The organism is Streptomyces kaniharaensis (assembly GCF_009569385.1).
Classification (GTDB): Bacteria; Actinomycetota; Actinomycetes; order Streptomycetales; family Streptomycetaceae; genus Kitasatospora; species Kitasatospora kaniharaensis.
Genome location: NZ_WBOF01000003.1, coordinates 412,739 through 437,999, shown reverse-complemented (window position 1 = coordinate 437,999; position 25,261 = coordinate 412,739). Strand labels below are relative to the sequence as shown.

The 25,261-nt window shown below is 73.6% G+C and carries 25 protein-coding genes; 11 read left to right on the top strand and 14 right to left on the bottom strand.

The features are described 5' to 3' along the window. Positions 1 to 96: 96 nt before the first annotated feature. On the top strand, positions 97 to 1,083 hold the full coding sequence (locus F7Q99_RS33150; RefSeq protein ID WP_153468627.1) for an Acg family FMN-binding oxidoreductase: 987 nt from the start codon (positions 97 to 99) through the stop codon (positions 1,081 to 1,083). A 37-nt stretch (positions 1,084 to 1,120) separates the two neighbouring features. On the opposite strand, the gene F7Q99_RS33145 is transcribed toward F7Q99_RS33150, so the two are convergent. The 3 genes from F7Q99_RS33145 to F7Q99_RS33135 all read right to left on the bottom strand — a co-directional run bounded on the left by F7Q99_RS33145 (position 1,121) and on the right by F7Q99_RS33135 (position 3,488). After that, a complete protein-coding gene (locus F7Q99_RS33145) occupies positions 1,121 to 1,558 on the bottom strand; it encodes a universal stress protein (protein ID WP_153468624.1) in 438 nt (145 codons plus the stop codon). Positions 1,559 to 1,757: 199 nt separating this feature from the next. After that, positions 1,758 to 3,023: an APC family permease gene (locus tag F7Q99_RS33140; protein WP_153468622.1), complete on the bottom strand. Its 1,266-nt coding sequence runs from the start codon at positions 3,021 to 3,023 to the stop codon at positions 1,758 to 1,760. 264 nt (positions 3,024 to 3,287) lie between these two features. Then, positions 3,288 to 3,488 (bottom strand): hypothetical protein, encoded by a 201-nt coding sequence (locus F7Q99_RS33135; RefSeq protein ID WP_153468619.1) that lies wholly within the window; start codon positions 3,486 to 3,488, stop codon positions 3,288 to 3,290. A 188-nt stretch (positions 3,489 to 3,676) separates the two neighbouring features. Between F7Q99_RS33135 and F7Q99_RS33130 the strand changes: the two genes are divergently transcribed. Then, on the top strand, positions 3,677 to 4,138 hold the full coding sequence (locus F7Q99_RS33130) for a hypothetical protein (protein WP_153468616.1): 462 nt from the start codon (positions 3,677 to 3,679) through the stop codon (positions 4,136 to 4,138). A 234-nt stretch (positions 4,139 to 4,372) separates the two neighbouring features. Here F7Q99_RS33130 and F7Q99_RS33125 read toward each other — a convergent pair whose 3' ends face one another. Further along, complete coding sequence (locus F7Q99_RS33125) at positions 4,373 to 4,906, bottom strand: flavodoxin family protein (protein WP_153468614.1); 534 nt, start codon at positions 4,904 to 4,906, stop codon at positions 4,373 to 4,375. Positions 4,907 to 5,119: 213 nt separating this feature from the next. Here F7Q99_RS33125 and F7Q99_RS33120 point away from each other — a divergent pair, with 213 nt between their 5' ends. The 3 genes from F7Q99_RS33120 to F7Q99_RS33110 all read left to right on the top strand — a co-directional run bounded on the left by F7Q99_RS33120 (position 5,120) and on the right by F7Q99_RS33110 (position 7,192). Next, entirely contained in the window at positions 5,120 to 5,797 is a 678-nt protein-coding gene (locus tag F7Q99_RS33120) for a response regulator (RefSeq protein WP_153468612.1), read from the top strand. Positions 5,798 to 5,907: 110 nt separating this feature from the next. After that, positions 5,908 to 6,189: an SHOCT domain-containing protein gene (locus tag F7Q99_RS33115; protein WP_153468610.1), complete on the top strand. Its 282-nt coding sequence runs from the start codon at positions 5,908 to 5,910 to the stop codon at positions 6,187 to 6,189. A 22-nt stretch (positions 6,190 to 6,211) separates the two neighbouring features. Next, positions 6,212 to 7,192, top strand: coding sequence for an Acg family FMN-binding oxidoreductase (locus tag F7Q99_RS33110; protein ID WP_153468608.1), 981 nt, complete (start codon positions 6,212 to 6,214; stop codon positions 7,190 to 7,192). 147 nt (positions 7,193 to 7,339) lie between these two features. On the opposite strand, the gene F7Q99_RS33105 is transcribed toward F7Q99_RS33110, so the two are convergent. Further along, positions 7,340 to 9,055, bottom strand: a complete 1,716-nt coding sequence (locus tag F7Q99_RS33105) for a sensor histidine kinase (RefSeq protein ID WP_230211123.1) — start codon at positions 9,053 to 9,055, stop codon at positions 7,340 to 7,342. Positions 9,056 to 9,248: 193 nt separating this feature from the next. Here F7Q99_RS33105 and F7Q99_RS33100 point away from each other — a divergent pair, with 193 nt between their 5' ends. After that, entirely contained in the window at positions 9,249 to 10,292 is a 1,044-nt protein-coding gene (locus F7Q99_RS33100; RefSeq protein ID WP_153468604.1) for a zinc-dependent alcohol dehydrogenase family protein, read from the top strand. Positions 10,293 to 10,381: 89 nt separating this feature from the next. On the opposite strand, the gene F7Q99_RS33095 is transcribed toward F7Q99_RS33100, so the two are convergent. Next, complete coding sequence (locus F7Q99_RS33095) at positions 10,382 to 11,248, bottom strand: hypothetical protein (protein ID WP_153468601.1); 867 nt, start codon at positions 11,246 to 11,248, stop codon at positions 10,382 to 10,384. Between the two features lie 215 nt (positions 11,249 to 11,463). On the opposite strand from F7Q99_RS33095, the gene F7Q99_RS33090 reads away from it, so the two are divergent. Next, complete coding sequence (locus F7Q99_RS33090; RefSeq protein ID WP_153468598.1) at positions 11,464 to 11,892, top strand: hypothetical protein; 429 nt, start codon at positions 11,464 to 11,466, stop codon at positions 11,890 to 11,892. Between the two features lie 36 nt (positions 11,893 to 11,928). Here the strand turns inward: F7Q99_RS33090 and F7Q99_RS33085 are convergent, their stop codons facing one another. Further along, positions 11,929 to 12,471 (bottom strand): GNAT family N-acetyltransferase, encoded by a 543-nt coding sequence (locus F7Q99_RS33085; protein WP_153468595.1) that lies wholly within the window; start codon positions 12,469 to 12,471, stop codon positions 11,929 to 11,931. Between the two features lie 230 nt (positions 12,472 to 12,701). Between F7Q99_RS33085 and F7Q99_RS33080 the strand changes: the two genes are divergently transcribed. Then, positions 12,702 to 13,319, top strand: coding sequence for a TetR/AcrR family transcriptional regulator (locus F7Q99_RS33080; RefSeq protein ID WP_153468592.1), 618 nt, complete (start codon positions 12,702 to 12,704; stop codon positions 13,317 to 13,319). 45 nt (positions 13,320 to 13,364) lie between these two features. Here the strand turns inward: F7Q99_RS33080 and F7Q99_RS33075 are convergent, their stop codons facing one another. Further along, positions 13,365 to 14,150, bottom strand: coding sequence for a slipin family protein (locus tag F7Q99_RS33075; RefSeq protein ID WP_326847482.1), 786 nt, complete (start codon positions 14,148 to 14,150; stop codon positions 13,365 to 13,367). A gap of 133 nt (positions 14,151 to 14,283) precedes the next feature. Beyond that, positions 14,284 to 15,702, bottom strand: coding sequence for an MFS transporter (locus tag F7Q99_RS33070; RefSeq protein ID WP_153468589.1), 1,419 nt, complete (start codon positions 15,700 to 15,702; stop codon positions 14,284 to 14,286). A gap of 137 nt (positions 15,703 to 15,839) precedes the next feature. Between F7Q99_RS33070 and F7Q99_RS33065 the strand changes: the two genes are divergently transcribed. From F7Q99_RS33065 to F7Q99_RS33055, 3 genes are all read left to right on the top strand, one after another. Then, the gene (locus F7Q99_RS33065) at positions 15,840 to 16,766 is read left to right on the top strand and encodes a LysR family transcriptional regulator (RefSeq protein ID WP_153468586.1); all 927 of its coding nucleotides are present in this window, start codon (positions 15,840 to 15,842) and stop codon (positions 16,764 to 16,766) included. A gap of 187 nt (positions 16,767 to 16,953) precedes the next feature. Beyond that, positions 16,954 to 17,616: a pyridoxamine 5'-phosphate oxidase family protein gene (locus F7Q99_RS33060; RefSeq protein ID WP_153468583.1), complete on the top strand. Its 663-nt coding sequence runs from the start codon at positions 16,954 to 16,956 to the stop codon at positions 17,614 to 17,616. 22 nt (positions 17,617 to 17,638) lie between these two features. Further along, the gene (locus F7Q99_RS33055) at positions 17,639 to 18,793 is read left to right on the top strand and encodes an MFS transporter (RefSeq protein WP_153468580.1); all 1,155 of its coding nucleotides are present in this window, start codon (positions 17,639 to 17,641) and stop codon (positions 18,791 to 18,793) included. Positions 18,794 to 18,861: 68 nt separating this feature from the next. On the opposite strand, the gene F7Q99_RS33050 is transcribed toward F7Q99_RS33055, so the two are convergent. The 5 genes from F7Q99_RS33050 to F7Q99_RS33030 all read right to left on the bottom strand — a co-directional run bounded on the left by F7Q99_RS33050 (position 18,862) and on the right by F7Q99_RS33030 (position 25,137). Further along, positions 18,862 to 19,221 carry a zinc ribbon domain-containing protein YjdM gene (locus tag F7Q99_RS33050; RefSeq protein ID WP_153468577.1) on the bottom strand — a complete coding sequence of 120 codons (360 nt, stop codon included), beginning with the start codon at positions 19,219 to 19,221 and terminating at the stop codon, positions 18,862 to 18,864. Between the two features lie 97 nt (positions 19,222 to 19,318). After that, a complete protein-coding gene (locus F7Q99_RS33045; protein WP_153468574.1) occupies positions 19,319 to 20,227 on the bottom strand; it encodes a DUF4190 domain-containing protein in 909 nt (302 codons plus the stop codon). A gap of 172 nt (positions 20,228 to 20,399) precedes the next feature. Next, entirely contained in the window at positions 20,400 to 21,143 is a 744-nt protein-coding gene (locus F7Q99_RS33040) for an SOS response-associated peptidase (RefSeq protein WP_153468571.1), read from the bottom strand. 105 nt (positions 21,144 to 21,248) lie between these two features. Then, the gene (locus F7Q99_RS33035) at positions 21,249 to 22,631 is read right to left on the bottom strand and encodes a pyridoxal phosphate-dependent decarboxylase family protein (RefSeq protein ID WP_153468566.1); all 1,383 of its coding nucleotides are present in this window, start codon (positions 22,629 to 22,631) and stop codon (positions 21,249 to 21,251) included. Positions 22,632 to 22,758: 127 nt separating this feature from the next. Continuing rightward, a complete protein-coding gene (locus tag F7Q99_RS33030) occupies positions 22,759 to 25,137 on the bottom strand; it encodes an RICIN domain-containing protein (protein ID WP_153468563.1) in 2,379 nt (792 codons plus the stop codon). Positions 25,138 to 25,261 lie beyond the last annotated feature (124 nt).

Sequence of the window (25,261 nt, the reverse complement as noted above, 5' to 3'; positions counted from 1 at the left end):
CGACGGTCCAGGGCCGTTGGGCCCTCGCCCGGGAGGCCGTTTCAGGGGACGCTCGAATCACCGGCGCTCCCCGCCGGGAGCAGGGAGTGGACCACCATGACCACCGAAACCGCCCTCACCACCGCCGACCTGCGCCTGCTGGCCGAAGCCGGCGGCGCGGCGCCCTCACTGCACAACAGCCAGCCGTGGCGCTTCCGCCCGACGCCCGACCTGCTCGGCCTGGAGGTCCATGCCGACCTGCGCCGGGCCGTCCCGGCCGCCGACCCCGACGGCAGGGCGCTGCACATCTCGATCGGTGCCGCCCTGTTCAACCTGCGCGTGGCCGCCGCCCACCTCGGCCGCGAGGCCGCCGTCCGGCTGCTGCCGGCCGGTGAAGGCGCGCAGCCGCGAGCCGTCCTCGACCTCTCCGCACCGACCGACTGGTCACAGCCCCTCGGAGCCGACCTCTACCCGGCCATCGCGAGGCGCCACTCCAGCCGGCAGCCGTTCACCAACCGGGACGTCCCCGAGGCACTGGTCGCCGACCTCATCACCGCGGCCCAGGAGGAAGGCGTCACGCTCGGCATGCTGGAAGAGCACGGCGTGCGCCGCGTCCTCGCCGTCACCTCCGAGGCCGAGACCCGCATCGCCGCCGACGTCACCCGCGAGGCCGAGACCCGCCGCTGGCTGCGCCTCGAACCCTCCTACGACGGCATCCCCCTCGCCGCCCTCGGCTCCCACGACCGCGACGCCCGCATCCCCATGCGCAGCTTCACCGGCCACCCGCCACATCACACCACCCCCGCCGAACGCTTCGAGGCCCTGCCCCAACTCGCCACCCTCACCACCCACCTCGACCACCAGACCGACTGGCTGCGCACCGGACAGGCACTGGAACGCGTCTGGCTCCTCGCCACCGTCCACGGCCTGCGCGCCTCCGTCCTGCACCAGGCCGTCGAGATCCCCGAGACCCGTTGGCGCCTGCGCGACCCCGCCGACGGGCCCGCCCACGTCCAACTGGTCCTGCGCCTGGGCTACGGCCCGCCCGGTGCCGCCAGCCCGCGCCGCCCGGTGGAGGAGATCCTCGACCTGGTGGAGGACTGACGGGGCCGCCCGGAGCAGCCGGGACCCGTCCGTCGGCTCACTGCGCGCGGACGATGACCACGGGGCAGGTGGCGTGCTGCGCGCAGCGCGTGCTCACCGAGCCGAGCAGGGCCCGGGTGAAGCCGGTGTGGCCGTGGCTGCCCACCACCAGCAATTCGGCGCCCTGCGCCGCGTCCAGGAGTACGTCGGAGGGATCGCCCATCACCATCGTCTGCCGAACCTCCACCGGCCGGTCCGCGCCGAGCACCGCTTGGAGTTCATCAGTGAACCGCCGCTCGGCCAAGTCCTTGTCGTAGGACATGTCGACCACCGGCGCCGACCAGCCGAAGTGGCTCGGCGGCTCCCACGCGCCCACCGCGTCCACGACCCCGCCGATCAGCTTGGCGTGCCGGACCGCCCAGCGCAGCGCGGCGTGCGACGACGGCGAGCCGTCGACGCCGACCACGACGCGGGGAGCGGAGTCGTTCGCGTCCATGTGCACCGTCCTTCAGGTCGTCGGCCCCTGTCACCACGGTGCGCGCCGCTCGACGTCACCGCCAGTACGGCCCGGCAGCCGGGTGACGGCGACGGTCGGCCTCGACTCCGCGGAGCAAGAGGCTCTTTCCGGGCCTGGGGAGGTCGCCGCCCCAAGGGACTGGGGACGAGCGCGCACGGGCTCCACCGCCGATCGGCGTTCAGGTGCGGGCGAGCACCTTGCGCACGCCGTACGCGGCGGCGCCGAGCGCGATCACCACTGCGCCCCACAGCACCGAGGCGGCCGGGAGGGCGAAGGCGAGGACGAGGCAGCCGGTCGCGCCGAGGACGGGCACGATCCTGGGCGGGCGGCCCTCGTCGGGGGTGAGGGTCCAGGCGGAGGCGTTGGCGACGGCGTAGTAGGCGAGCACGCCGAAGGACGAGAAGCCGATCGCGCCGCGTACGTCCGCGGTGGCCGCGAGGACGGCGACGACCGCGCCGACGGCGAGCTCGGCGTGGTGCGGCACCGCGAAGCGCGGGTGGACGGCGGCGAGTTGTCGGGGCAGGTGCCGGTCGCGGGCCATCGCCAGCGTGGTGCGCGAGACCCCGAGGATCAATGCGAGCAGCGAGCCCAGGGCGGCCACCGCGGCGCCGACGCGCACCACCGGGGCGAGGCCCGGCACCCCCGCGGCCCGAACGGCGTCGGCCAGCGGTGCCGCGGTGTGGGCGAGGCGCTCGGGGCCGAGGACGGCCAGGACGGCGAGCGCGACGGCGGCGTAGACGACCAGGGTGATGCCGAGCGCGAGCGAGATCGCGCGGGGGATCGTGCGCTGCGGCTCGCGGACCTCCTCGCCGAGGGTCGCGACGCGCGCGTACCCGGCGAACGCGAAGAACAGCAGCCCTGCGGCCTGCAGCACCCCGTGGAACCCGGCCTCCGCGCCGACCGTCCAGTGGCCACGGTCGGCATCGGCGCTGGTCAGGCACACGGTCACCACCGCGGCGAGCACGGCCAGCACGACGGTGACGATGGCCCTCGTCAGCCAGGCCGCCTTCTGCACCCCGACGTAGTTGACCGCGGTCAGCGCCACCACCGCCGCGACCGCCACGGCGTGGGCCTGCGCGGGCCACACATAGGAGCCGACCGTCAGCGCCATCGCCGCACACGAGGCGGTCTTGCCGACGACGAAGCCCCACCCGGCCAGGTACCCCCAGAACTCGCCGAGCCGTTCGCGGCCGTAGACGTAGGTGCCGCCGGACTGCGGGTAGCGGGCGGCCAGCCGCGCCGAGGAGGTCGCGTTGCAGTACGCCACCACGCCGGCCAGCGCCAGCCCGATCAGCAGCCCGGACCTGGCCGCCGCGGCCGCGGGGGCGAGCGCGGCGAAGACACCCGCGCCGATCATCGACCCCAGCCCGATCGCCACGGCGTCGAACACGCCCAGGTGGCGCCTCAGCTCCTCGGTCGCGGCGGATGGCGCCGACGTGCTCATTGACCTGTACCTCTCCACAGCGGGTTTCGACGTCGGTGCACGCTACTGGAGGAAGGTTGCGAGGGGCCGAACGAGGGCGGCCACCAGGCGCCGGGGTGCCGGCCCAGTTCGTCACCCCGGATGCCTTCCGGCTCACCGGCAACGGCAAGGTCGACCGTGCGGCTCCACCGGTCCTCGCCGAGGGACCGGCGGAGCCGTGAGCGACAAGGGCGGGCCGGAACTGCCCCGGCCCACCCCTTCGGCCTGTCGGGCTCGGGCTGCCTCTCAAGCGGGCGGCGCCTGCTTAGCCCGGCTGCGCAGCCACCGGCGCGCCATGACCGCCGCGGTGAGGTGGCAGGCGAGGCCGGCAGCCACCGCGAGCAGGGGGAGCTTGCTGCCCACCCACAGATGGAGGGCCAGCCCGCCGGTCACAAGCGCGATCGCCGCCGCTCGCACGGCGCCGTTGCGGGGCGGTGCCGCGCTCACGCCGGAACCTCCGGCTTGGTGGCGGTCACGTAGCGGACCCGGAGTCCACCCGTAGCTGACGAAGGGGCAGGGGGCGGCAGAGTCGGCGGGGCGGCTGGAGCCGCTCGACGGGCGGCCGCCGAGCACCCTGCTGCGGTGCGACTACCCTCGGCTCAGGTCCAGGTCACACGCTCATCTAGTCTGGCGGTATGACTGAGGCTCTGATGAATCGTTACCGCCAGACTGTGGAACCGCTGCTGGAACCGGGCGAGCACCTGATGGATGTCGCGACGGTGATACCCGTGGCCGGGGCGCGCGGGGTCGGGCACGGGCCGGGGGCACTGGTCGGCAACGCCCTGGGGCGACTCGGCGCGGTGTCAGGGGAGTCGGGCAGCCTCGCGAGCAGCTTTCCGAGCACGGCGGGCGCGGCAATGACGAAGTTGCTGGCGGTCACCGACCGCCGGGCCGCGTTCGTCACGGCGCGGGACATCCGGAAAGCCGGACAGGTGCTGTGGCACGCTCCGCGGCACCTGGTCCTGCGGGTGGAGCGACGCCCGAGGTTCCAGGCGATGGCGAGGTTCCGGCTGCACTTCGCGGACGGGTCGGCGGTGTCGATGTACACCGCGCGACGTCGCACGATCGAGGCCCTGGCCGATCACCTCGGACGCTAGCCCGCATGCACCGCCGGAGATCGTCTTCGGAGATCGGATCCGGAGCAGCGTTGAGGCGATGGCGGTGGTCGGCCGCGCCGCTGCTGAAGCCGGTTGAAGCGTTCAACGACGTCCCGGAGCCGATGGACGTGGCGGTCGAACCCAGGTGCCGGCCGCCCCGGCTGCCCCGTCCGAGACGCCGAGCGGCTTGGTCGATTCGCTCGGGGAGCGTGTGGCCGTTCCTTCCGGGCCCGGTCAGACCAGGTGGGCGCCCCAGGCGCGGGCGCGGTCGAGTTCGCCGGTGCGCAGCGGTCCGTCGGAGTCCTCGACGATGAAGCCCTCGGGTTCGGCGACCAGGTCGTAGGAGTGGCCCGAGAGGCGGTTGGCGATGCCCCTGGCGGCGCCGCCGGCGTGGGGCGTGCCGGCGCGGGTGTCGAAGGCGGCGGCGTGCGTGCCGGGTTTGGTCCTCGGGAGGTCCTGGAACCAGGAGCGCAGGCCCAGGCCCTCGGCGGTCTCCTGTGCCTCCTTCGCGGCGTCCTCATGGCCTTCCTTGCGCCGCTCCGCGGCGGCGGCCATGCGGCGGCTGAGCCCGGAGGACATGCCGCGCATGTGGGTGGGGCCGCCGACCACGAGCAGGTCGGCGGTGCGGGTCACGTCGGTGCCGGCCTCGGTCAGGGGCAGGCAGTCGACGGACGCGGACGGGTCGGCCTGGTGGACGCCCTCGGCGATGGCCTCGGCGATCTCGCGGGTGTTGCCGTACATGCTCTCGTACACGATCACGGTGTGCATGGTCTCCACCTTTCGTCACCACCAGGCTTGCGCTGCGGGGACCCTGCGGAAGCGGGCCGTTCGGCCCCGATCGGGTCGCCGGACGGTCCGGATCAGCCGTGAGGGGCGACCGGGCAGCGGACGCGGTGGACCGCGCGACTGACACCGTGCGCCTCGAGGTGCGGGCGCGCAGACTCGGTGGTGTCACCGCTCGCGCACGCCAGGGAGCAGGCCATGGACACGCCCCAGCCCATCCGGGTGTTCCTGCTGGACGATCACGAGGTGGTCCGGCGCGGCGTGCGCGACCTCCTGGAGGCCGAGTCCGACATCGAGGTCGTCGGCGAGGCGGGTACCTGTGCCCAGGCCCTCGCCCGGGTGCCGGCGCTGCGCCCGGACGTCGCCGTGCTCGACGTGCGGCTCCCGGACGGCGACGGGGTGTCCGTCTGCCGGGACCTCCGTGACCGGATGCCCGGCCTGGTCTGCCTGATGCTGACCTCGTTCGACGACGATGACGCCCTGCTCGACGCGATCATGGCCGGAGCGGCGGGCTACGTGCTGAAGCAGGTCAAGGGCGCCGACCTGGTCGGCGCGGTGCGCACGGTGGCCTCGGGCCAGTCCATGCTCGACCCGGCCACCACGCACAAGCTGATGGAGAGCCTGCGCCACCACGAGGAGAGCGAGAGCGACGCCGCCCTGGCCGGGCTCACTCCACGGGAACGGGAGATCCTCGCCCTGGTCGGCGAGGGCAAGACTAACCGGCAGATCGGCCAGGAGCTCTACCTCGCCGAGAAGACCGTGAAGAACCACGTCTCGCGCCTGCTCGCCAAGTTGGGCGTCGAGCGTCGTCTCCAGGCCGCCGTCCTCGCCGCCCACGCCGAGCAGCCCGATCAGCACCACCAGCGCCCGCACTGAGGCGCCCCCGCCCAAGTGGGCCCCGAGATAGAGCCGAACGGCCCAAGCGCCGCCGCGGACCCCGGCCGCACGGTGGAGATGGTCCACCCGTCACGGCCGAGGAGACGGCGATGATGTACTGGCACGACGGCGGCATGAACGGCTGGGGCATCGGCCTGATGACCGTGAGCATGCTGTTCTTCTGGGCGCTGGTGGTGTTCGGCGTGGTGGCCCTGGTCCGGTACGTGAGGCGGGCGCTGGCGGCCCCGCCGGCTGCCGCGGTGCCGCCGGAGCGGCCCACCCCGGAACAACTGCTCGCCGAACGCCTCGCACGCGGCGAGATCGACCCCGACGACTACCGCAGCCGCCTGGAGACCCTGCGCGGTGGCGGAGCCCCGCCCGCCTCAGGCTGACACCGCACCCTTGGAGGCGGTCATGCCCACTCTCGCCCTCGACGCAGCCGCTCTGGAGAAGCTCGTCTCCGCGGCGGTCGCCGCACCCTCGATCCACAACAGCCAGCCCTGGCGCTTCCGGCTGGAGCCGGCTACCTCGACGCTGGAGGTCCGGGCCGACCGCGGCCGGGCCGTTCCGGCCGCGGACCCGCAGGGCCGGGCGCTGCACATCTCCGTCGGTGCGGCCGTCCTCAACCTGCGGGTCGCCGCCCGTCACCTCGGCTGGGCGCCCGACGTGCGCCTGCTGCCCGACCCGGCCGAACCGGATCTGCTCGCCACCATCCGGCTCGACGACCCGGCCACCGCGCCGGTGCCGGGTACCGAGAAGCTGTACGAGGCGATCTGGCACCGGCACTCGATCCGCACGCCGTTCACCGGCGAACCGGTCCCGCCTGCCGTCCTCGACGAACTCGCGACCGCCGCCCGGGCCGAGGACGCCACGCTCCACCTGCCCGACCACGCGGAGACGGCCCGGCTGCTGCACCTCACTGCCGAGGCCGAGCGCCGCAACACCACCGAGCCGGCCCAACGGACCGAGAGCCGAAACTGGATACGCACCGGCGACGCGCCGCCCTACGGCATCCCGGTCACCGCGCTCGGCCCGCAGGACGCGGCCGGCCACCTCCCGATGCGCGACTTCGCCGCCCTCCGAGCCGCCGAGCACCAGGCCCCCGCCCGCTTCGAGCACGAGCCACGCATCGCCGTCCTCACCACCGACCACGACACCCCGCAGGACTGGCTGCGCGCCGGACTCGCCCTGGAACACGCGCTGCTGGCCGCCACCGTCCACGGCGTCCGCGCCTCCCTGCTGCACCAGGCGATGGAGTGGCCCTACCTCCGTTGGGAAGCCCGCGACCCGCACCAACGCCCCGGCTACGTCCAGATGTTGATCCGCCTCGGCTACGGCCCCGAAGGCGCCCCGACGCCTCGCCTTGAGGCCAAGGACGTCCTGGACCCGCCGTGACGGAGTGCGCTGCGGAAGCCCGTTGAGCCTGGGGCGGCGGGTGGTGACGCCCGCTCGGCTCACCGACCTGGTCGACGAGATGTGACTGTCCGAAGTGGCAGCAAGCCAAGGGGCATTGCCGGCAGGCCGCACGAGGAGAGGTGACGCTCACTCGCCGGGGAGCGGGACGCGCCAGGTGAGTTCGGTGCCGCCCTCGGGGCGGGTGCGGGCGGTGAAGGTGCCACCCAGGGCGGTGGCCCGGTCGGCGAGGTTGGCGAGGCCGCTGCGGCGGCCGCCTTCCGGAAGGCCGACTCCGTTGTCGGTGACGGTGACGGTCAGGTCCGTACCGGCCGCGACCGCGGCCTCGACGGCGTCGGCCTTCGCATGGCGGGCGGTGTTGGACAGGGCCTCCTCCAGAACCGCGACGGCCGCGTCCGCGATCCCGGCGGGGACGGTGACGTCGAGCAGGCCGGTCATCCGCAGGCCAGGGGTGAAGCCGAGGGCGCGGGCGGCGCGCTCGACCACTCCGACGATCCGGGTGCGCAGGCCGGCCGCCGCCGGACCGGTCTCGCGCAGGCGCAGGCCGAAGATGGTGGCGCGGATGGTCCTGGCGGTCTCGTCGAGGTCGTCGATCGCCCGCAGGACGCGGTCGGTGGCCTCGGGGTGCTCGATGAAGCGGATGGCGCCCTGAAGGGTCATGCCGGTGGCGAAGAGTCGCTGGATGGCCAGGTCGTGCAGGTCGCGGGCGATCCGGTCGCGTTCCTGCAGCAGCGCGACCTGCTCCGAGTCGCGCCGGCGCTCGGCGAGTTCCATCGCCACCGCCGCCTGCCCGGCGAAGCCCAGCAGCGGGCCCGACTCGCCCTCGTCGAACAGCGGCGCTCCGGCCGCCCGAGCCAGCATCAGCACGCCGCGGATGCCGCGCTCGGCGGTGCCGACGGGGACGGCGACGGCCGGCCCGAGGCCCTCCCAGCGTGGCGGACCGGCGGTGATCCTCGGGTCCTTCTGGACGTCCGGACTCACCACGAGCCCGCCGGTACGGACGGCGGCTCCCACGAACGAACCCTCCACCGGAAGCACCAGACCGCGGTGCTGCTCCTCACCGAGCCCGACGGCGATCTGCACCCCCAGCTCGCGGGCCTCCGGCAGGGGCAGGGCGACGACGGCGAGGTCGGCGCCGGCGATCTCGGTGGCCCGGGCGAGCAGCAGGTCCAGCACCTCCTGCTCCGAGCTTCCGGAGAGCAGGCTGCTGGTGACCTCCGCGCTCGCCTCCAGCCAGCGCTGCCGCTGCCGGGCCCGGTCGTAGAGCCGGGCGTTGTCGATCGCGACCCCGGCGGCGACGGCGAGGGTGGCCAGCACCGACTCGTCCTCGGCGTCGAACTCGCCGCCGCCGCGCTTCTCGGTCAGGTAGAGGTTGCCGAACACCTTGTCCCGGATCCGGATCGGCACCCCGAGGAACGTCCGCATCGGCGGGTGGTTGGCCGGGAAGCCGTACGAGGCGGGGTGGTCGGAGATCCGGGCGAGCCGCAGCGGTTCGGGGTGGCGGATCAGCTCGCCGAGGATGCCGTGCCCGGCCGGCAGGGCGCCGATCAGCTCGACCTGCTCGTCCGGGACACCGACCGGGATGAACTGCGACAGCCGCTGGTCCTCGCCGATCACGCCGAGCGCACCGTACTCGGCGTCGACCAGCGTGACGGCCGCCTCCACGATGTGCTGCAATGCCTGGCCCAGCTCCAGGTCGCGCCCGACCGCCAGCACCGCCTCCAGCAAGCTGTGCACCCGGTCGCGAGTGCCCCGGGCCGCGTCCAGCCGGGCCTGAAGCTCGTCCAGCAGCTCGTCCAGGCGCAGCTTCGGCACGGGGGCGGAACTCTCCGATGCGCTGCCCAAGGAATCCTCCGTGGCTCGCCAGACGCCACTGACCAGCCTATGCGTGCAAGGCCAGGCCATGCCGCGCGCAAGGGGCCCAACGGCCCAATCGGAGGGCCCCACCGGGCCCCTGGCGGCGGGCTCCGCCGCGCAGAAGGCTGGAAGGGCGAGCGGAACCGGCCCGGCTCCGCCGTCCGAGAGGAGCGACCGCGGCATGAAAGCGCTCACCTACCACGGACCCGGCCGCCGCACCTGGGGCGACGTCCCCGACCCGGTCGTCCGCGACCCGGAGGATGCCGTCGTCCGGGTGGACGCGGTGACCATCTGCGGCACTGACCTGCACATCCTCAAGGGCGACGTCCCCGAGGTCACCCAGGGCCGCGTCCTCGGCCACGAGGCCGTCGGCACCGTCACCGAGACCGGACCGGGCGTGCGCACGGTCACGGCCGGCGACCGCGTCCTGATCTCCTGCATCTCCGCCTGCGGCCGCTGCGCCTACTGCCGCACCGCGAGCTACGGCCAGTGCACGGGCGGTGGCGGCTGGATCCTCGGCCACCTGGTCGACGGCTGCCAGGCCGAGCACGTCCGCACCCCCTTCGCGGACACCTCCCTGCACAAGCTGCCCGACGGCGTCACCGACGAGGACGCCCTGCTGCTCGCCGACATCCTGCCGACCTCCTACGAGGTCGGGGTGATCAACGGCCGGATCGGGCCGGGCGACACCGTCGCGATCGTCGGCGCCGGGCCGATCGGACTCGCCGCGATCCGCACCGCCCAGCTCTACAGCCCGTCCCGCGTCATCGCGATCGACCTCGCCCGGAGCCGCCTCGACGCCGCCAAGCGCTTCGGCGCGGACACCGTCCTCACCCCCGCCGAGGCCACCCCGGAGGCCGTACGGGAACTGAGCCGGGACGGCCTCGGCGTGGACGTCGCGATCGAGGCGGTGGGCGTCCCCGAGACCTTCGAACTGTGCACCCGCCTGGTGCGCCCCTGCGGCCGGGTGGCCAACGTGGGCGTGCACGGGAAGCCGGCGGTGCTGCACCTGGAGGACCTCTGGATCCGCAACCTCACCATCACCACCGGTCTCGTCGACACGCACAGCACCCCGCTGCTGCTCGACCTGCTGGCCGCCGGCCGGCTGGACGTCGCGGGGCTGGTCACCCACCGCTTCGGCCTCGACGAGATGCAGGACGCGTACGACGTCTTCGCCGACGCGGCCGACACCGGAGCCCTCAAGGTCGCGCTCTTCCGGACGTGACCTCTGCCGTGGATGGAGCCGTGCACGCACAACGGGCTCTCGGGGCGGGGTGGCCGCCACCGCTGGAACCCGGCGACCTCTTCATCCGGTCAACCGGCGTTCAGCTCACGGCCGGTGCCGGTCGAGGCCTTGTCGAGCGACACTCCCGGCTGCGGGGCTGCCGCCTCCACCGCTTCGGGACCGCTCTGCTCGATGCGGCTCAGCAAGCGGGCGACGGAGTCGGTGCGCTCCCGCAGTGTCACGACACGGGCGGCCTGGGCCGGAACAGCAGGCTGCTCGGCGGGCCGGACCGGGATGCCGCGACTGCGGGCGGTCGCGATCAGACTCTCGCCGACCTGGCCGGCGACGACGAGAGTCGCGGCGGCGAACGAACCCGTGTCCAGGGTGCGCTGCCGACCGAGCAGGCCGCGGTGGACGATCCGCGTCGGCACGGTCAGCTCGTCCAGGCGCTGGTCGACGGAACCGCGTTCGAGTGCCGCGAGGACGACGGTGGCCAGCGCCTCGCCGGCCTTGGTGACGACCCACTTGCGGCCGGGCACCGGCGGAAGGAACTCGCGGATCCTGTCCACCTCGTGCTCCAGGGCGGTGGTGGTCAGCACCTCGAAGGCGTTGCAGGTGCGGATCTCGACGACCTTGTCCCACTCGATCTCCTCCCCGTCGAAGCCGACCTTCGTGGGCCCCAGGTGCACGGCGCCGAGGCCGTCGAGGAGCCCGAGCAGCTTGTGCACCACGGCGGGGGTCAGGGGGTGACGGCCGATCAGTGTGCCCACCGACAGCTTCCACGGCTCGGTGGCGGGAACGGGCGGCGGAGCGACAGAGGTGAGGGCCGTGAGCGCCCACCGGCCACCCACTGCCGCGCGCCCGCCCCGCAGCACGGCCTGCCGCCCGGCCTCGCCCAACTCGGCCGCCGCTCCTATCAGACGTCCCAGACCGCCCGCCCGCTCGCCCGTGCGCAACCGCCCGCCCCTCTCATCACCTTGGTAGCTCGGAGATCCGCCATGCTACGGCCACCCGGGGTGGGCGCGCGGCCATGGCTGATGGAGGGTCGGGAGGCGGTGCCCATTCATGCCGGCCGATCGCGGTCGGCCGCACCCCTTCTCGTGAGCTCTCGGACGTTCGGGATCCCAAGGCTTGTTCGATAACGCGTTCGAATGACGTCACCTCAGATAAGTTGCCGTGCACGGAAGTTGTTGCAGCCATCGAACAGGCGCTGCGGGAGAACCCCGACGACCTCGCCTCATGGCTCCGCCACGCCGACCGGCTCCTCACACAGGGGGACGCCAGGGGCGAGCTGATCCGTCTGGAACAGCTGCGGGCGCGTACCCGCCCCGCCGATCGCGAGGCCCTGGCGGCCGAGATCGGCGCCACCGAGGACGAGCACCGGCACGCCTGGAACGCGGAGTCACCGGTCTACGTCCCGTCGTTCAACTCCGGTTCGCGCGGCGGCGAGCGGTGTTCCGCTGCAACCCACTGGTGGGTCGAGAAGCCCGAGCTGGGCGAGCAACTGGCCGAGGCCTTCGAGGAGTACGAGGACTACTTCGATGCGGACGAGGGCGATGTCGTCGAGGACGACGTGGCCGACGACGACGAGGACGACTGAGGCACCGGCTGTCCTGGGCGCCCCTGGCGGGTTCCGTCAGGGGCGCTCGTTGGGCAGGTCGCTGGGGCGGATCCGGAAGACCTGCAGGTTGAGGTCGTAGTACTTCGTGGTCTCGCCGACCCACTGCATGCCGAGCCGCTTGGCCACGGCGACGGCGCGGACGTTCTGGGGGCGGGCGACCGCGAAGATCTCCTCGACGTCCATGGTGAACGCCCAGCGGATCAGCGCCAGGCCCGCCTCGGTGGCGTAGCCCTGGCCCCAGGCCTCGGGTGCCAGCTGCCAGCTGATCTCCAGGTCGTTCTCGTACGGGGGCAGCAGGCGGATGCTGAGGCCGCCGACGACCGCACCGTCGTCCCGGCGCTGAACGGCCCAGCGGCCGCGCGGAGGCGGGAGGTTGGGCTGGGCCTCGCTCCAGGCGTGCAGGACCGATCGCATCGCCGCGACGTCGCCGACGCGTTCCATCACGGGGGTGAGCCAGCGGCTGACGTCGGGCGAGCCGTAGATCGCGAGTGCGTCGTCGGCGTCGTCGACGGTCCAGTTCCGGACGACGAGCCGGTCGGTGGTCAGGGTGATCTCCATGCCCGGAACCCTTCTCGATCGCTCCTACCTCCACTGTGGACCCCCTGGAGCGGATGCCAAGGGCCCGGGAGCAAGCGATTAGGAGGGAACGGATCCGTTCACTAACATCGACAGTGGACCCGGGGTGACGGGGAACGGGACGATTCATCACGGACTGTTCGATCGATCCCCCCGGCCCGTCGAACCGGAGAACCCGGGAGAGCCCGGAAGAGCACACAGGGGGTGAGGGCATGCCCGCCGAACCGGAAGGCGCGCTCGCGCCGGCGACGGCCGTCCCGCTGCGCCGGCGCGGCGAGGCGCTGGAGAGCGCCATCTTCGAGGCGGCCCTCCGGCAGCTCATCACCGACGGGTACGCCCGCCTCACCATGGAGGGCGTCGCCGCCGCCGCACAGACCGGGAAGGCCGCCCTCTACCGGCGCTGGTCCTCCAAGGAGGAGCTGGTGAAGGACGCGCTGCGCGCCTGCCTGCCCCCCGCCCGACCGGCCCCCGACACCGGGAGCCTGCGCGGCGACCTGATCGAGGTGGTCACCCGGCTGCGCACGGCGATGTTCAGCGAACCGGGCGCCGCCGTCCGCGCCATCATGGGCGAACTCGACCACCAGCGCGCCCACGCCTTCCTGGAGATCGTGGCCGCCCGCGTGGTCGAACCCACCACCCGGCTGATCGCCGAGGTCCTCTCCCGCGGCGCCGCCCGCGGCGAGGTCCGGCCCGGCGCCGTCACCCCGCTGGTCACCGACGTCGTCCCCGCGCTGATGCTCTACCGCATCAAGATGTGCGGCGGCACCTCCGCGCAGCTCGACCCGGAGGCCATCGTGGACGAGGTGCTGCTGCCGCTCGTCCGCTGCTGAGCGGGGCGCCGCCGCCGGGCGGGGCCGGGTCGAGCCCTCAGGAGATCAGGCGCTGTCGGACGGCGCCGCCGGGTCGGTGAGGCGGGTCGTGGAGGCCTCGAAGAACCGGAGGAGCTCGATCGGGAACGGCAGGACGAGCGTGGAGTTCTTCTCGGCGGCGACCTCGACCACGGTCTGGAGGAGACGCAGCTGCATCGCGGCCGGGGTCTCGGCCATCTTGGTGGCGGCCTCGGAGAGCTTGGCGGCGGCCTGGAACTCGCCGTCGGCGGTGATGATGCGGGCACGGCGCTCGCGGTCGGCCTCGGCCTGGCGGGCCATCGAGCGCTTCATGGAGTCGGGCAGGGAGACGTCCTTGATCTCCACCCGGTCGATGTGCACGCCCCAGCCGGTGGCGGGGCTCTCCAGCATCACCTCCAGGCCGCGGTGCAGGTGCTCGCGGCCGGAGAGCAGGTCGTCGAGCTCGCTCTTGCCGATGATGGAGCGCAGCGAGGTCTGGGCGACCTGGAGCATCGCGAAGCCGTAGTTCTGGACGTCCACCGTGGCCCTGATCGGCTCGACGACGCGGAAGTAGAGCACGGCGTCGACACTGACGGAGACGTTGTCCCTGGTGATGCCCTCCTGGGCGGGCACCGGCATGGTCACGACCTGGACGTTGACCTTGCGCATCCGGTCCACGATCGGCACGAGCAGGGTGAGCCCGGGCTGACGGACCCGCCCGCGCACCCGGCCGAGCCGGAAGACCACGCCGCGTTCGTACTGCTGGACCACCCGGACGCCGGTGATCAGCCAGAACAGTCCCAGGACGAGGATGAGTACGACAATCGCCACGATTCTGCGACCTCCCCCGTCGCGGCGCAGCCGGGCCGGGACCGGAGTGGCCCTGTCGCGCGGGTGCGCTGCGCAGCACAGTATGCGCTCGCATCGCCCGCTCCGACAGGGACAGAGAAACGGATGTGATGATTCGTTATCTGTCGGGGCGTCCCGAACGGGAGCGCCCCACCACGGCGTTGAGCGCCGCGATGGCGAGGCCGAGACCGGCCGCGATGATCCAGGCCGGCCGCTGGTGGACGGTCGCGCCGTCGGCCGGTCCGGCGGCGACGGTGGCGAGGACGGCGACGCCCAGGGTGTTGCCGAGCTGGCGCGAGCCCGAGGCCAGGGCCGAGGCGACCCCCGCCTGCTGGGGTGGGAGTCCGGCCACCGCGGTGTTGGTGATGGGCGGGTTGATCAGGCCGAAGCCGAGGCCGAGCGCGAGGTAGCCGGCGGCGTACGGCAGGTACCCGGTGCTTCCGCCGGCGAGCGCGAGGACGCCCGCCCCGAGGGCCAGCAGCAGTCCGGAACCGACGAGCAGCCGGCGAGCGCCGACCACGTGGATGAGCCGGCCGCTCAGCGGCGACACCACGGCGATGGCGAGGGTGGCCGGGAGCAGGGCGAGACCGGTCTGCAGCGCCGAGGCGTGCCGGTCGTGCTGCCAGTACACGCTGGAGACGAAGAGGAATCCGGCCAGGATCGCGAACGCGAGGACGGCGGTGACGGTGGCGGCGGTGAAGGTGCCGTGCCGTACCAGCGCGAGCGGGAACACCGGGTGCCGGCGCCGCCGTTCGACGGCGACGAACGCCACCGCGCCGCCGACCGCGAGCGTCGCGCACACCACCGGCGTGACGCCGCCGTACCCGTGGTGGGCGCCGTGGATGAGGAGTTCGGTCAGCCCGAGGACGGCGACGGCGCCGAGCGCGAGCCCGAGCGGGTCGAGCTGCCGGGAGGTGCCGCCCCTGGTCTCGGGGACGCGGACGGACGCGGCGAGGGCGAGCGCGACGACGGGCAGGTTGATCAGGAATATCCACCGCCACCCCAGGGCGTCGATCAGGGCGCCGCCGATCAGCGGTCCGACGGCGGAGGCGAGCCCGAAGATCCCGGCCCAGAAGCCGATCGCCCGGGTCCGCTGGACCGGGTCGGTGATCGCCGTCGTGAGGGTGGACAGCGCGTTCGGCCCCAGCATCGCCGCCCCGCAGCCCTGCACGACGCGGACGGCGATCAGCTCGTCCGGCCCCGTGGCGAGGGCGCAGCCCAGCGAGCCCAGGCCGAAGACCAGCAGTCCGGCGCGGAACAGGGTGCGCCGCCCGAGCCGGTCGCCGAGGGCGCCGGCGAGCAGGAGCAGCACCGCCAGGGTCAGCGTGTAGGCGTCGACGATCCACGCCAACCGGTCCGTCCCGGCGCCGAGTTCGGTCCGCAGGACGGGCAGGGCGACGTTCACCGCCGTGGAGTCGAGGCTGGTGACGAACAGGGCCGCGCCGCAGACGACGGTCAGCCCGACCGGGCCGAGCGTGTGGGGGCTGCCGGGGGCGCCGGGCATGCCGGGGGCACGCCGGGGCAGGGCAAGCGTCATGGAGGACCCCTTCCGGGCCGTGAGTGGGAGGAGCGCCGTTCGAACGCGGGCAGTGGGCCGCGGGCCGCTCCACCTCGAACGTAGGCCGCGCCGAGAGTTGCAGCAATCGGTAATTCGGCAACTGATAGTTTCACCTGGTGCAACTGTCGTCGGTCGATCTCAACCTGCTGGTGGTCCTCGACGCGCTCCTCGAAGAGGGCTCCGTCACCCGGGCCGCGCACCGGCTCAACCTCTCGGTGCCTGCCACCAGCCGGGCCCTCGGGCGGCTGCGCCGCGCGTTCCAGGACCCCCTGCTGGTGCGCTCGGGCCGCGGCCTGAGCCCCACGGCCGCGGCCGTCGACCTCCGGCCGCGCCTGCGGCTCTGGCTCGAACAGGCGGAGGACCTGCTCGACCGGGAGGCCCGGCCCCTCGCCCGCAGCCTGACGGTCGTCGCCCCACAGGACCTGATCCAGACCAAGGTCGATCGGCTGCTCGCCCGGCTCTCCGCCACCGCGCCCGCCGCCCAGCTGCGCCTCCTCGCCGCCGACAGCGGGCGGGACGGTGCCGAGGCCGTCCGGGACGGCACCGCCGACCTCGCCGTGGTCGTCAACGCGGCCAAGTACCCCGACCTGCGGTCCCTCGGGCTGGTCCGGGCCGGCCTGACGGCCGTCGTCCGGGCCGGGCACGAGCTCACCCGCGGCGAGGTGACCGTCGAACGTTTCGCCGCCGCTGCCGGGCACGTGCTGGTGTCCCGCAGCGGCCGCCCGGACGACGCGCTCGACCGGGAGCTGCGCGAGGCCGGGCACCCGCGGACGGTGCGCTGCGTGGTGCCCGGCTACCTCGCCGCCCTCCACCTGGTGAGCCGGACCGACCTGGTGACGATCGCGCCCGCCGCCCTGGTCGGCGAGCTGGCGGACACCCTCGGGCTGACGCCGGTCGAGGCGCCGACCCGCCTCCGCCCGCTGCGGGTCACCCAGGTGTGGCACCCCCGCCGCGACCAGGACCCGCTGCTGCGGCTGCTGCGCTCGGCCCTGACGGCGCTCGCGGACGAGCTCGCCGGCCCGGAGGACGAGCCGCCACACTGACACGATGCGCGGGCGGCGGCCGGTGCGGACCGCCGAAATGATCGCAGCGGTCGGAAGAGCGGATCAAGACTGCTTCGTCAGATGATCACACCGCAGTCGTTCCGACACGCACGGCGGCTCGCCGTTCCTCGACTTGGCGGCGGTCGGACGGTTGGATGGGCCCGCGCCGAGCCGAGGAGCCGCCCCCGTGAACGACACCCCCGCCGCCGAGCCCGACCCCGCCGCCGCGGCCCGCCGGATCACCGAGCGGCGCGAGAAACTCGGCCTCACCGAAGCGGAGTTGGCCGCACGGGCGGCGATGGCGCCGAGCTACCTGCGGTTCCTGCTGGAGGCCGGACCGGGCTTCGACCAGGGCGGCTTCGTGCGCATCGCCGCCGTGCTCGGGGTCAGCCGCGCGGAACTGGTGGAAGGCCGTGCCGACGCCCCGCCCGGCCAGGGCGGCGCCGGGCCGCGGCCGCGGCTGCTCAACCTCACCGAAGAGGAGTGCTGGGGCCTGGTGGGCACCCACGGGGTCGGCCGGATCGGCCTGCCGGTGCGGCCCGGGCCGGTCGTCTACCCGGTCAACTACGTGGTCGACGCGCGGGCGATCGCCTACCGCACCGCCGAACGCAGCTCGACGGACCCCCCCGAGGGCGCGGCCGTCTCCTTCCAGATCGACCGCATCGACGAGTACCTCGGCCGGGGCTGGAGCGTGCTCGTCCTCGGCACGGCGCAGCACGTCGGGGACCCCGACGAGATCCGGCACCTCGCGGGCCTGCCCGGCGCGTCCCCGTGGGCCGGCGGCGACCGACCGTTGTGGGTGCGGGTGCGGCCCGACGCGATCAGCGGGCGGCGGATCGTCAGCGGCTGACCGGCCGCAGGAGGGTTTGCTGATGCGACCGTGGCGGTTCGTGGTCTGGTTCGGCATCATCAGCCTGCTGGCGGACTATGTGTACGAGGGCGCGCGCTCGGTCACCGGCCCGCTGCTGGCCTCGCTCGGGGCGTCCGCGGTGGTGGTGGGTGCGGTGACCGGCGCGGGCGAGGCGGCGGCGCTCGGGCTGCGGCTGGTGTTCGGGCCGCTCGCGGACCGCACCGGGCGGTTCTGGGCGCTCACGATCGCCGGGTACACGCTCACCGTGGTCTCCGTCCCGCCGCTCGGGATCGTCGGGGCGCTCGTCCCGGCCTGCGTGCTCGTGGTCGCGGAGCGGGTCGGCAAAGCGGTGCGCTCCCCGGCCAAGGACACCCTGCTCTCGCACGCGACCGCCGCCACCGGCCGGGGCCGCGGCTTCGCCGTCCACGAGGCGCTCGACCAGGTCGGCGCCGTCGTCGGCCCGCTCACCGTCGCCGCCGTGCTCGGCTCGGGAGGCGGCTACGGCCTGGCGCTGGGCGTGCTCGCCGTTCCGGGTGCGGCCGTGCTGGTCCTGCTGTGGTGGCTGCGGGCCCGGGTGCCCGATCCGGCGTCGTACGAACCGGAGGAGCCGACTCCTGCCGAGACGCGGCCCGAACCGGTCGGGCTGCCGCGGGCGTTCTGGGTGTACGCGGCGTTCACCGCGACGACCATGACCGGCTTCGCCACCTTCGGCCTGCTCTCCTTCCACCTGGTCCGGCACCACCTGCTCGCCACCGCCCTGGTGCCGGTCCTGTACGCGGGCGCGATGCTGTCGGACGCCGCGGCGGCGCTGGTCGCCGGCTGGGTGTACGACCGCATCGGCCCACGCGTCCTGGCCGCCCTCCCGCTGCTGGCCGCGGCCGTCCCCGCGCTCGCCTTCGCCGACACCCTCACGGCAGCCGTCGTGGGCGCCCTGCTCTGGGGCGCCGCGACGGGCCTCAGCGAGGCCGTCCTCCGTGCCACCGTCGCCGACCTCGTCCCCACCCCGCGCCGGGCCACCGCGTACGGCGTCTTCGCCGCGGTCACCGGCACGGCCGCCCTGGCCGGCGGAGTCCTGACCGGCGCCCTCTACGAGGCCTCGATCCCGGCACTCGTCACGGTCGTCGCCGGCATCCAGGCCGCGGCCCTGGGGCTGCTGGCGCTCGTGCGGCCGAGTTGACGCGACGACGGCGCCCGCCGGGCCGTTGCAACGGCCCGGCGGGCGCCGGATGACCAGATGTACGGGGGTCAGGCCTTCTTGACCACGCTCGACTTGAGCTGCATGGCGCCGAAGCCCTCGATGCGGCAGTCGATGTCGTGCCCGTCGACGCCGTCGACCAGGCGGATGTTGCGGACCTTGGTGCCCGCCTTGATCCCCGAGGCGCTGCCCTTGACCTTGAGGGCCTTGATGACGGTCACCGTGTCGCCGTCGCTCAGCACGTTGCCGACCGCGTCCTTGATCACCCGATCGCCGGCACCGCCCTCGGCGCCGGCGCCGCCCGCCGCGGGCACCCACTCGTGGCCGCACTCGGGGCAGACCATCAGCGCGTTCATCTCGTACGTGTACTCGCTGGAGCACTGCGGGCAGGCGGGAAGGTTGTCGCTCATGGAAGCCCAGCATGTATGAACTTGAAGAATTTTTCAAATGACCGTTTTGTCGTGCACGGTTCGTCCTGCCGGCTTCGGCTGTCAGGGATTCGCGCCGTCAGACGGGCGTGGACGCCTTGGGCCCGTTGCCGGGCTTGACCGTGCCCGACCACGGGGTGGCGGAGGTGAAGACGCACAGCGCGTCCCGGTCGTCCGCGAGCACCCAGCGGGCCTTGCTCGGGTAGAAGTACCCGATCGAGCCGCCCTTCGGGACCGCCGTGGAATCCGTCCGAGCCTGGCACAGCCCGCGCGCGCTCTTCTGGGCGCTCGCCACCCCGGGATAGGAGTCCCCGCCGGGAATCGTGGCCGAGGCGTAGACCTCCAGCCGGTGCGGCTGGTCGCAGGGGACGACGCGGAAGTGGCTTGGGTCGGCGTGGTGCGTGCTGAGGTCGTCGAGGGCGCAGTCGCCCGCCTTCAGGTACCACAGTCCGGCCCGCCCCGCGGCGACGGGGTGCCCGTCCGCGCCGCGCGCCGGTCCCGACGTCAGATCGTGCAGGCCGTACGCGACGAGACCGCCCACCGTGACGGCGACCATGGTCCAGGAGCAGGCGAGCACGAGGCCCGCGACGGCGAACCCGAACCCGCCCTGGCGGCGCCGGAAGATCCGGCGGAACGCGCTGATGGCGAGCCCGATCGACACCAGCGAGAGCGGCGGGACGAACCCGAGGAGGCCGAGCACGAAGGACGTGATGGCCATCCCGCTGGCCTTCGCCTTCGGCTGCGGGACGGCATGCGGGGGCCAGCCGTGCGGTCCGGGGCCGTACGGTCCGGCGGTGTACGGCCCGGGCGCCTGCGGCGGCTGCGGGTAGCCGGGCAGGACGGCCTGGGCGGCGGGCTGTTCGATGGCCGGCTGTTCGGAGCTCGCGCGGTCGGTGGTCGCCGGATCGCCGGGCGGGGCTGAAAGCCCGGCGTCACTCGTCGGCGGGGTGGGCTGGGCGGCGGACGGGTCGTCAATGGGCCGTGACAAGATGGCTGGTTTCCCCGGAGAGTTCGGTGCGTACGGGCCCGTTCCCCACGAGCCGCCCGGCGAATATAGCCGATGATCAGATCACCACTCATTCGCATTCCCGTCGGAGGGAAGGCGCTCACGCGCGCCGTTCCGGCTGGCCGGACCGATCGGTGAGCGGAAGCCGACTGGTTCAGTCGGCGAGGCCGAGCGGGTCAGGGGCGGCGGCGAGCAAGTCGGGCCCGTTGGCGCGGACGCTGTTGACGGCGGTGGAGACGGCCCGCACGCGCAGGGCGCCGTCGGCGGGGCGGCGGAGCAGATGGTGCAGTTCGGCGGGGTCGGTGAGGTCGGGCGCGAGCCAGGTGGGGACGTCGTCGGCGGCGATGGTGAGCGGCATGCGGTCGTGGACGCGGCCGGCGGTGTCGGTGGCGTCGGTGGTGATGATGGTCGTGGTGGCCAGCCAGGCGGTGGGGTCGTCCTCGGGGCGGGTGCGGTCGCGCCAGAACTCGTACAGGCCGGCCATCAGCATCACGGAGCCGGTGGAGAGGAAGTACGGCTGCTTGTACTTCTTGCGGTCGGCCTCGGCGGGCACCTCGCGCCACTCGAAGTAGCCGTCGGCCGGGATCACACAGCGCCGCGCGGCGAAGGCCTTGCGGAAGGCGGGCTTCTCGTGGACGGTCTCCGACCGGGCGTTGATCATGCGTGCCCCGCCGGACGGGTCCTTGGACCAGGACGGGACGAGGCCCCACCGCAGCGGGCGGATCTGGCGCAGCAGTTCACCGGTCTCGCGGTCCACCCGCTCCAGCACCGCCGGCACCGGATCGGTGGGCGCGACGTTCCAGCTCGGCGCGAACGCCTCGGCGGGGTCCCAGCGGAGCTCGCCGAGCAGGCCGACGAGGTCCTGGGGCGTGGTGGTGGAGACGAAACGGCCGCACATGCTCCCCACCCTGCCACCTCCGACCGACAAGCGCCGGGTGGTCAGGCCGTGAACGCCCCCACCACGTCCACGTAGACGCGGAACAACCAGCCCCGGCCCTTAGGCTCAAACCGTCTGCACGGCCTGCGCCAGTGCCGTCGCCGTCCGCCGGACGTCCGACTCGGTGGTCCGCCAACTGCTGAACGCCGCCCGCAGTGCGGGTACGCCGGCGTAGCGGGTCGGCGTCACGAACGCCTCCCCGGCCAGCTCCGCGGCGAGCGCGGCGAGCCGCTCGGCGGTGGGGTCCGTCGTCAGCGTGAAGCAGACGACGTTCAGCCGCACCGGCGCGAGCAGGCGCAGCCCCTCGATCCCCTCCACCGCCTCTCCCAGCGCCCGGGCGCCCGTTACGCAGCGCTCGACGATCTCCCGGTGGCCGGCGCGACCGTAGGCGCGCAGCGTGAACCAGGCGGCGAGCGCGCGCAGCCGGTGCGAGTTCTCCGGCGTGAGGTGCACGAGGTCGGGGTCCTCGCCCAGCGGGCCGAGGTAGGCGGCCGCGTTCTGGAACACCCGGGCCTGCAGGTCGGGGCGGCGGGTGAACTGCACCGCGCTGTCGTACGGCACGTTGAGCCACTTGTGCAGGTCCACGCAGACCGAGTCGGCCAGGTCCAGCCCGGCCACCAGCTCCGCGTGCTCGGGCACCAGCGCGGCGAAGGCGCCGAACGCCGCGTCCACGTGCAGCCAGAATCCGTACCGGTCGCGCAGCTCGGCGATCGCCCGCAGATCGTCGAAGTCCACCGTGTTCACCGTGCCCGCGTTGGCCACCACCACGCACGGACCGTCCGCCTCGGCCAGCGCCCGCTCCAGCGCGGCCACGTCCACCGCCTCGCGGCCGGGCAGCGCGGACACCGTGGTCAGCGCCGCGCGCCCCAGGCCCAGGACGGACAGTGCCTTGGCCACGCTCGAGTGCGCACTCCCCGACAGCACCCGCACCCGCCCGAGCGCTCCCACCCCGTCCTCGGCCACGTCCACGCCCAGCCGCTCGCCCAGCCACTCCCGCGCGATCGCCAGCCCGACCGTGTTGGACATGGTCGCACCGCTGACGAAGGTGCCGCTGTGCGCGGCCGAGAGCCCGAACAGCCCGCGCAGCCGGCCGATCGTCTCCCGCTCCAGCTCCTGACCGGCCGGGTCCAGCGCGGAGTTGGAGTTCTGGTCGGCGGCAGCGGTCAGCCAGTCGCCGGCCAGCGCCGCCGGGGTCGCACCGCCGGTGACGAACCCGAAGTAGCGCGGTCCGGCGCTGGCCGAGAACCTCGGCTGCCAGCGGTCGACGAACTCCGCCAGGGCCGCCCGCAGTCCGCCGCCCTCCTCGGCGAGCGGCGCCGGCCCCGGCGGCTGCGCCCGCGGGACCACCGGCCGCTCGTCGAGGCCGGCCAGGAAGGCAACGGCCTGCTGCCGGGTCTCCTCCAGCAGTGCGGGCAACTGGCCCAGGTCGGCGGCGAGTTCATGGTGCATGGGTGTTCTCCGTAGATCGACTGTGCGCCCGAGGCTAGCCGCCCGCACACACGGCGTCCCGGTCCAATTCCACCCAAGTGGCCTGACCCGCCCCAGCGGCCATGGGAGGGAGAGGTGACCGGCGGTGTCAGCCGGTGACGGTCACGGTCGCGCTCCGCCCGGAAGCGACCGGGACAGTGGCGACCGTGTACGTCCTGCCGTCCAGGGTGATGGTCCGCACCGGCCGGGCGATGCCGTCGACGGTGATGCCGGAGTGTGAGCCGGGGAAGCGAGCCTCCCATGTCAGCTCCGCCGCACCGGTGTTGGTGAGCGTGCTGCTGCGTCGCCCGTCGTGCCGGACCGTCACCGTGCCGTCCCCGACCGGGATGTCGGCGACCTGGAGCCAGCCCATCGAGGCGGGCAGCCGGGAGGCCGTCACCAGGGTGCCGGCGGCGGCGTCCGGCTCGACGCCGAGCAGGCCCTGGACGGTCTGGGCGAGCAGGGTGAACGGCACCTCGGGGTAGTCGCCGTTGAGCATCCGGCCGCTGGCGTGCACCTGGTCGACGCCGCGGTGGATCTCCCGCATCCACTTCCACGCGGTGTCGCCGTCCTGGTTGGCGAAGAAGGCGTCCGGCAGGTAGGTGTAGGCCTCCAGGTTGGCCGAGCGCTGCGGGCCGGAGTCCTGGGCGTCGACGTACGCGAGATAGGCGTCCCGGCGCGGGCCCGGGTCGAGCAGCTGCTTCACGGGCATCAGGACGCTCGCCTCGTAGCCCCAGCCGGTGAGCGGCCGGCGGGAGGTGTCGTAGCCGTGGACGACCTCGCCGGGGTGCTGCGGGTCCACGCTCCATGTGGTGTTGACGTACCGGCGGAGCTCGGCGGCGGCCTGCCGGTAGCCGGAGGCGGCGGTGCCGTCGCCCCGCGCCTCGGCCAGCATCGCGGCGGCGAGGTAGGCCTGGTACTGGGCGCCGAGCGCGTCGCCGGCCTGGGCGTAGGTGCTGGTGGCGTTCTCGGCGTAGCTGGCGGTGCCGGCGAAGATGCTCCGGCTGGTGGCCTGCGGGATCGGGACGCCGCCGTTGTCGACCGGGCCGGGGTGCTGGGCGATGAACGGGCCGAGGGTGTTGCGGACGTAGCGGCCGAGGGCGGGGTCGTCGGCGTAGTCGCGGTCCCCGGTCCACCGGTACGCCTCGCCGGCCTTCTCCACCAGCTCGAACGGTGCGGGCAGTTCCCGGACGAAGCGCGCCGGACTGCGGTAGTCGATGCTGCCGTAGGTTCTGGCGTCGAAGTTGATCGACCAGACGGGGTAGAGCTTGTTCACCTCGGTCGCGGACGCGGCGAAGGCGCGCAGCATGGTCTTGTTCTGGGCGTCGAGCCCCAACAGGTGGGCCCCGACCAGCTGGTGGGCGAAGTCGCGGCTGTAGAAGTCGGAGCGGAACGGGTAGCCGGCCCAGTAGGTGGTGTCGTAGTCGGCGGTGCCCGTGCCGCCCGGGTTGTTCTCGTCCAGGTTGAGGACACCGGGGGCGCCGGCCTGCTGGACCCAGCTGTCGGCCTTGGTCATGGCCCAGTCGAACAGCGCGACGACCTCGGGGTCGGAGGAGCTGATCCGCGGGTCGTTCGGTGCGGCGGGGGCCACCGAGGCCTCGTCCACGTTGACCCAGCCGGAGGGGGAGGAGCCGACGGCCAGGGTGAGCCGGTCGCCGGCCTCGACCTGCACCCGGGGGAGGGTGTACTTCGCGTAGACGGCCTGGCCGGGGAGGGTGAGCGAGCGCACCACGGCGCCGTTGACGGCGACCGAGAAACTGCCGCCCGCCGCGCCGCTCGCGATCCAGGCGGACAGGTCGTACGTGCCCGTGGTGACGGCGGTGACCTGCTGGCTCACCCGGTAGCCGGTGCCCGCGTCGAGGTAGGCGAGGCGGCTGCCGGTGTGCGGGTTGTTGGTGGCGACGCCGGTGTGCGCGGTGAACTCCCAGCCGGCGGTGCCCTGTTCGAAGCCGGGGTTGGCGAGGACGAGCGGCTCGGTGCGGGTCAGCGTCCAGCGCTGGGCCGGCCTCGGCGTACAGGGCTGCGCGCGGACCGGGCCGGCGGCCTGGTCGTCGTCCTGCTCGCCGGGGGCGGTGAGGCAGCGGCCGTCGGCGGTCATGGTGAAGCCGTCCGGCGTGGGGGAGACGGTGAACTGCGCAGCGGTGGTGCACTCGCCGGTGGCTGCCGCCCTGTCCGCGTTGTCGCCGACGCTCAGGCAGAGCTTGCTCGCGGCGTTGACGAGCAGGTAGCCGGCGTTGCTGCGGCGCAGCTGCCAGCGCTGGCTGAGCAGTCCCTGGCAGGCAGCTGCGACCACCGGCGTGCCGGCGGCGGGCTGGGCATAGCGGGGGCTGAGGCAACTGCCGTCCAGCGCGGACGAGATGACGTATCCTCCACCGTCCACGGGCTCCTGACCTGCCGCCCGAGCCGGGCCCGCGCCTGCGGCCTGGGCGGCGAGGACGGTCAGGACGGCGAGGCCGGATGGCAGGGCGCGGGCACGGGTGCTGGGCATGACGGTCTCCTGAAATCGGTCCGGTGAGGTAGCGACTTTGAACGGGCGGGTTTGAACGTTCAAATCTCGCGACCGGCGGCTTGGGCGCCGAGCGAGGGAGGTTCAGGTGGAGGGTGACATGTGC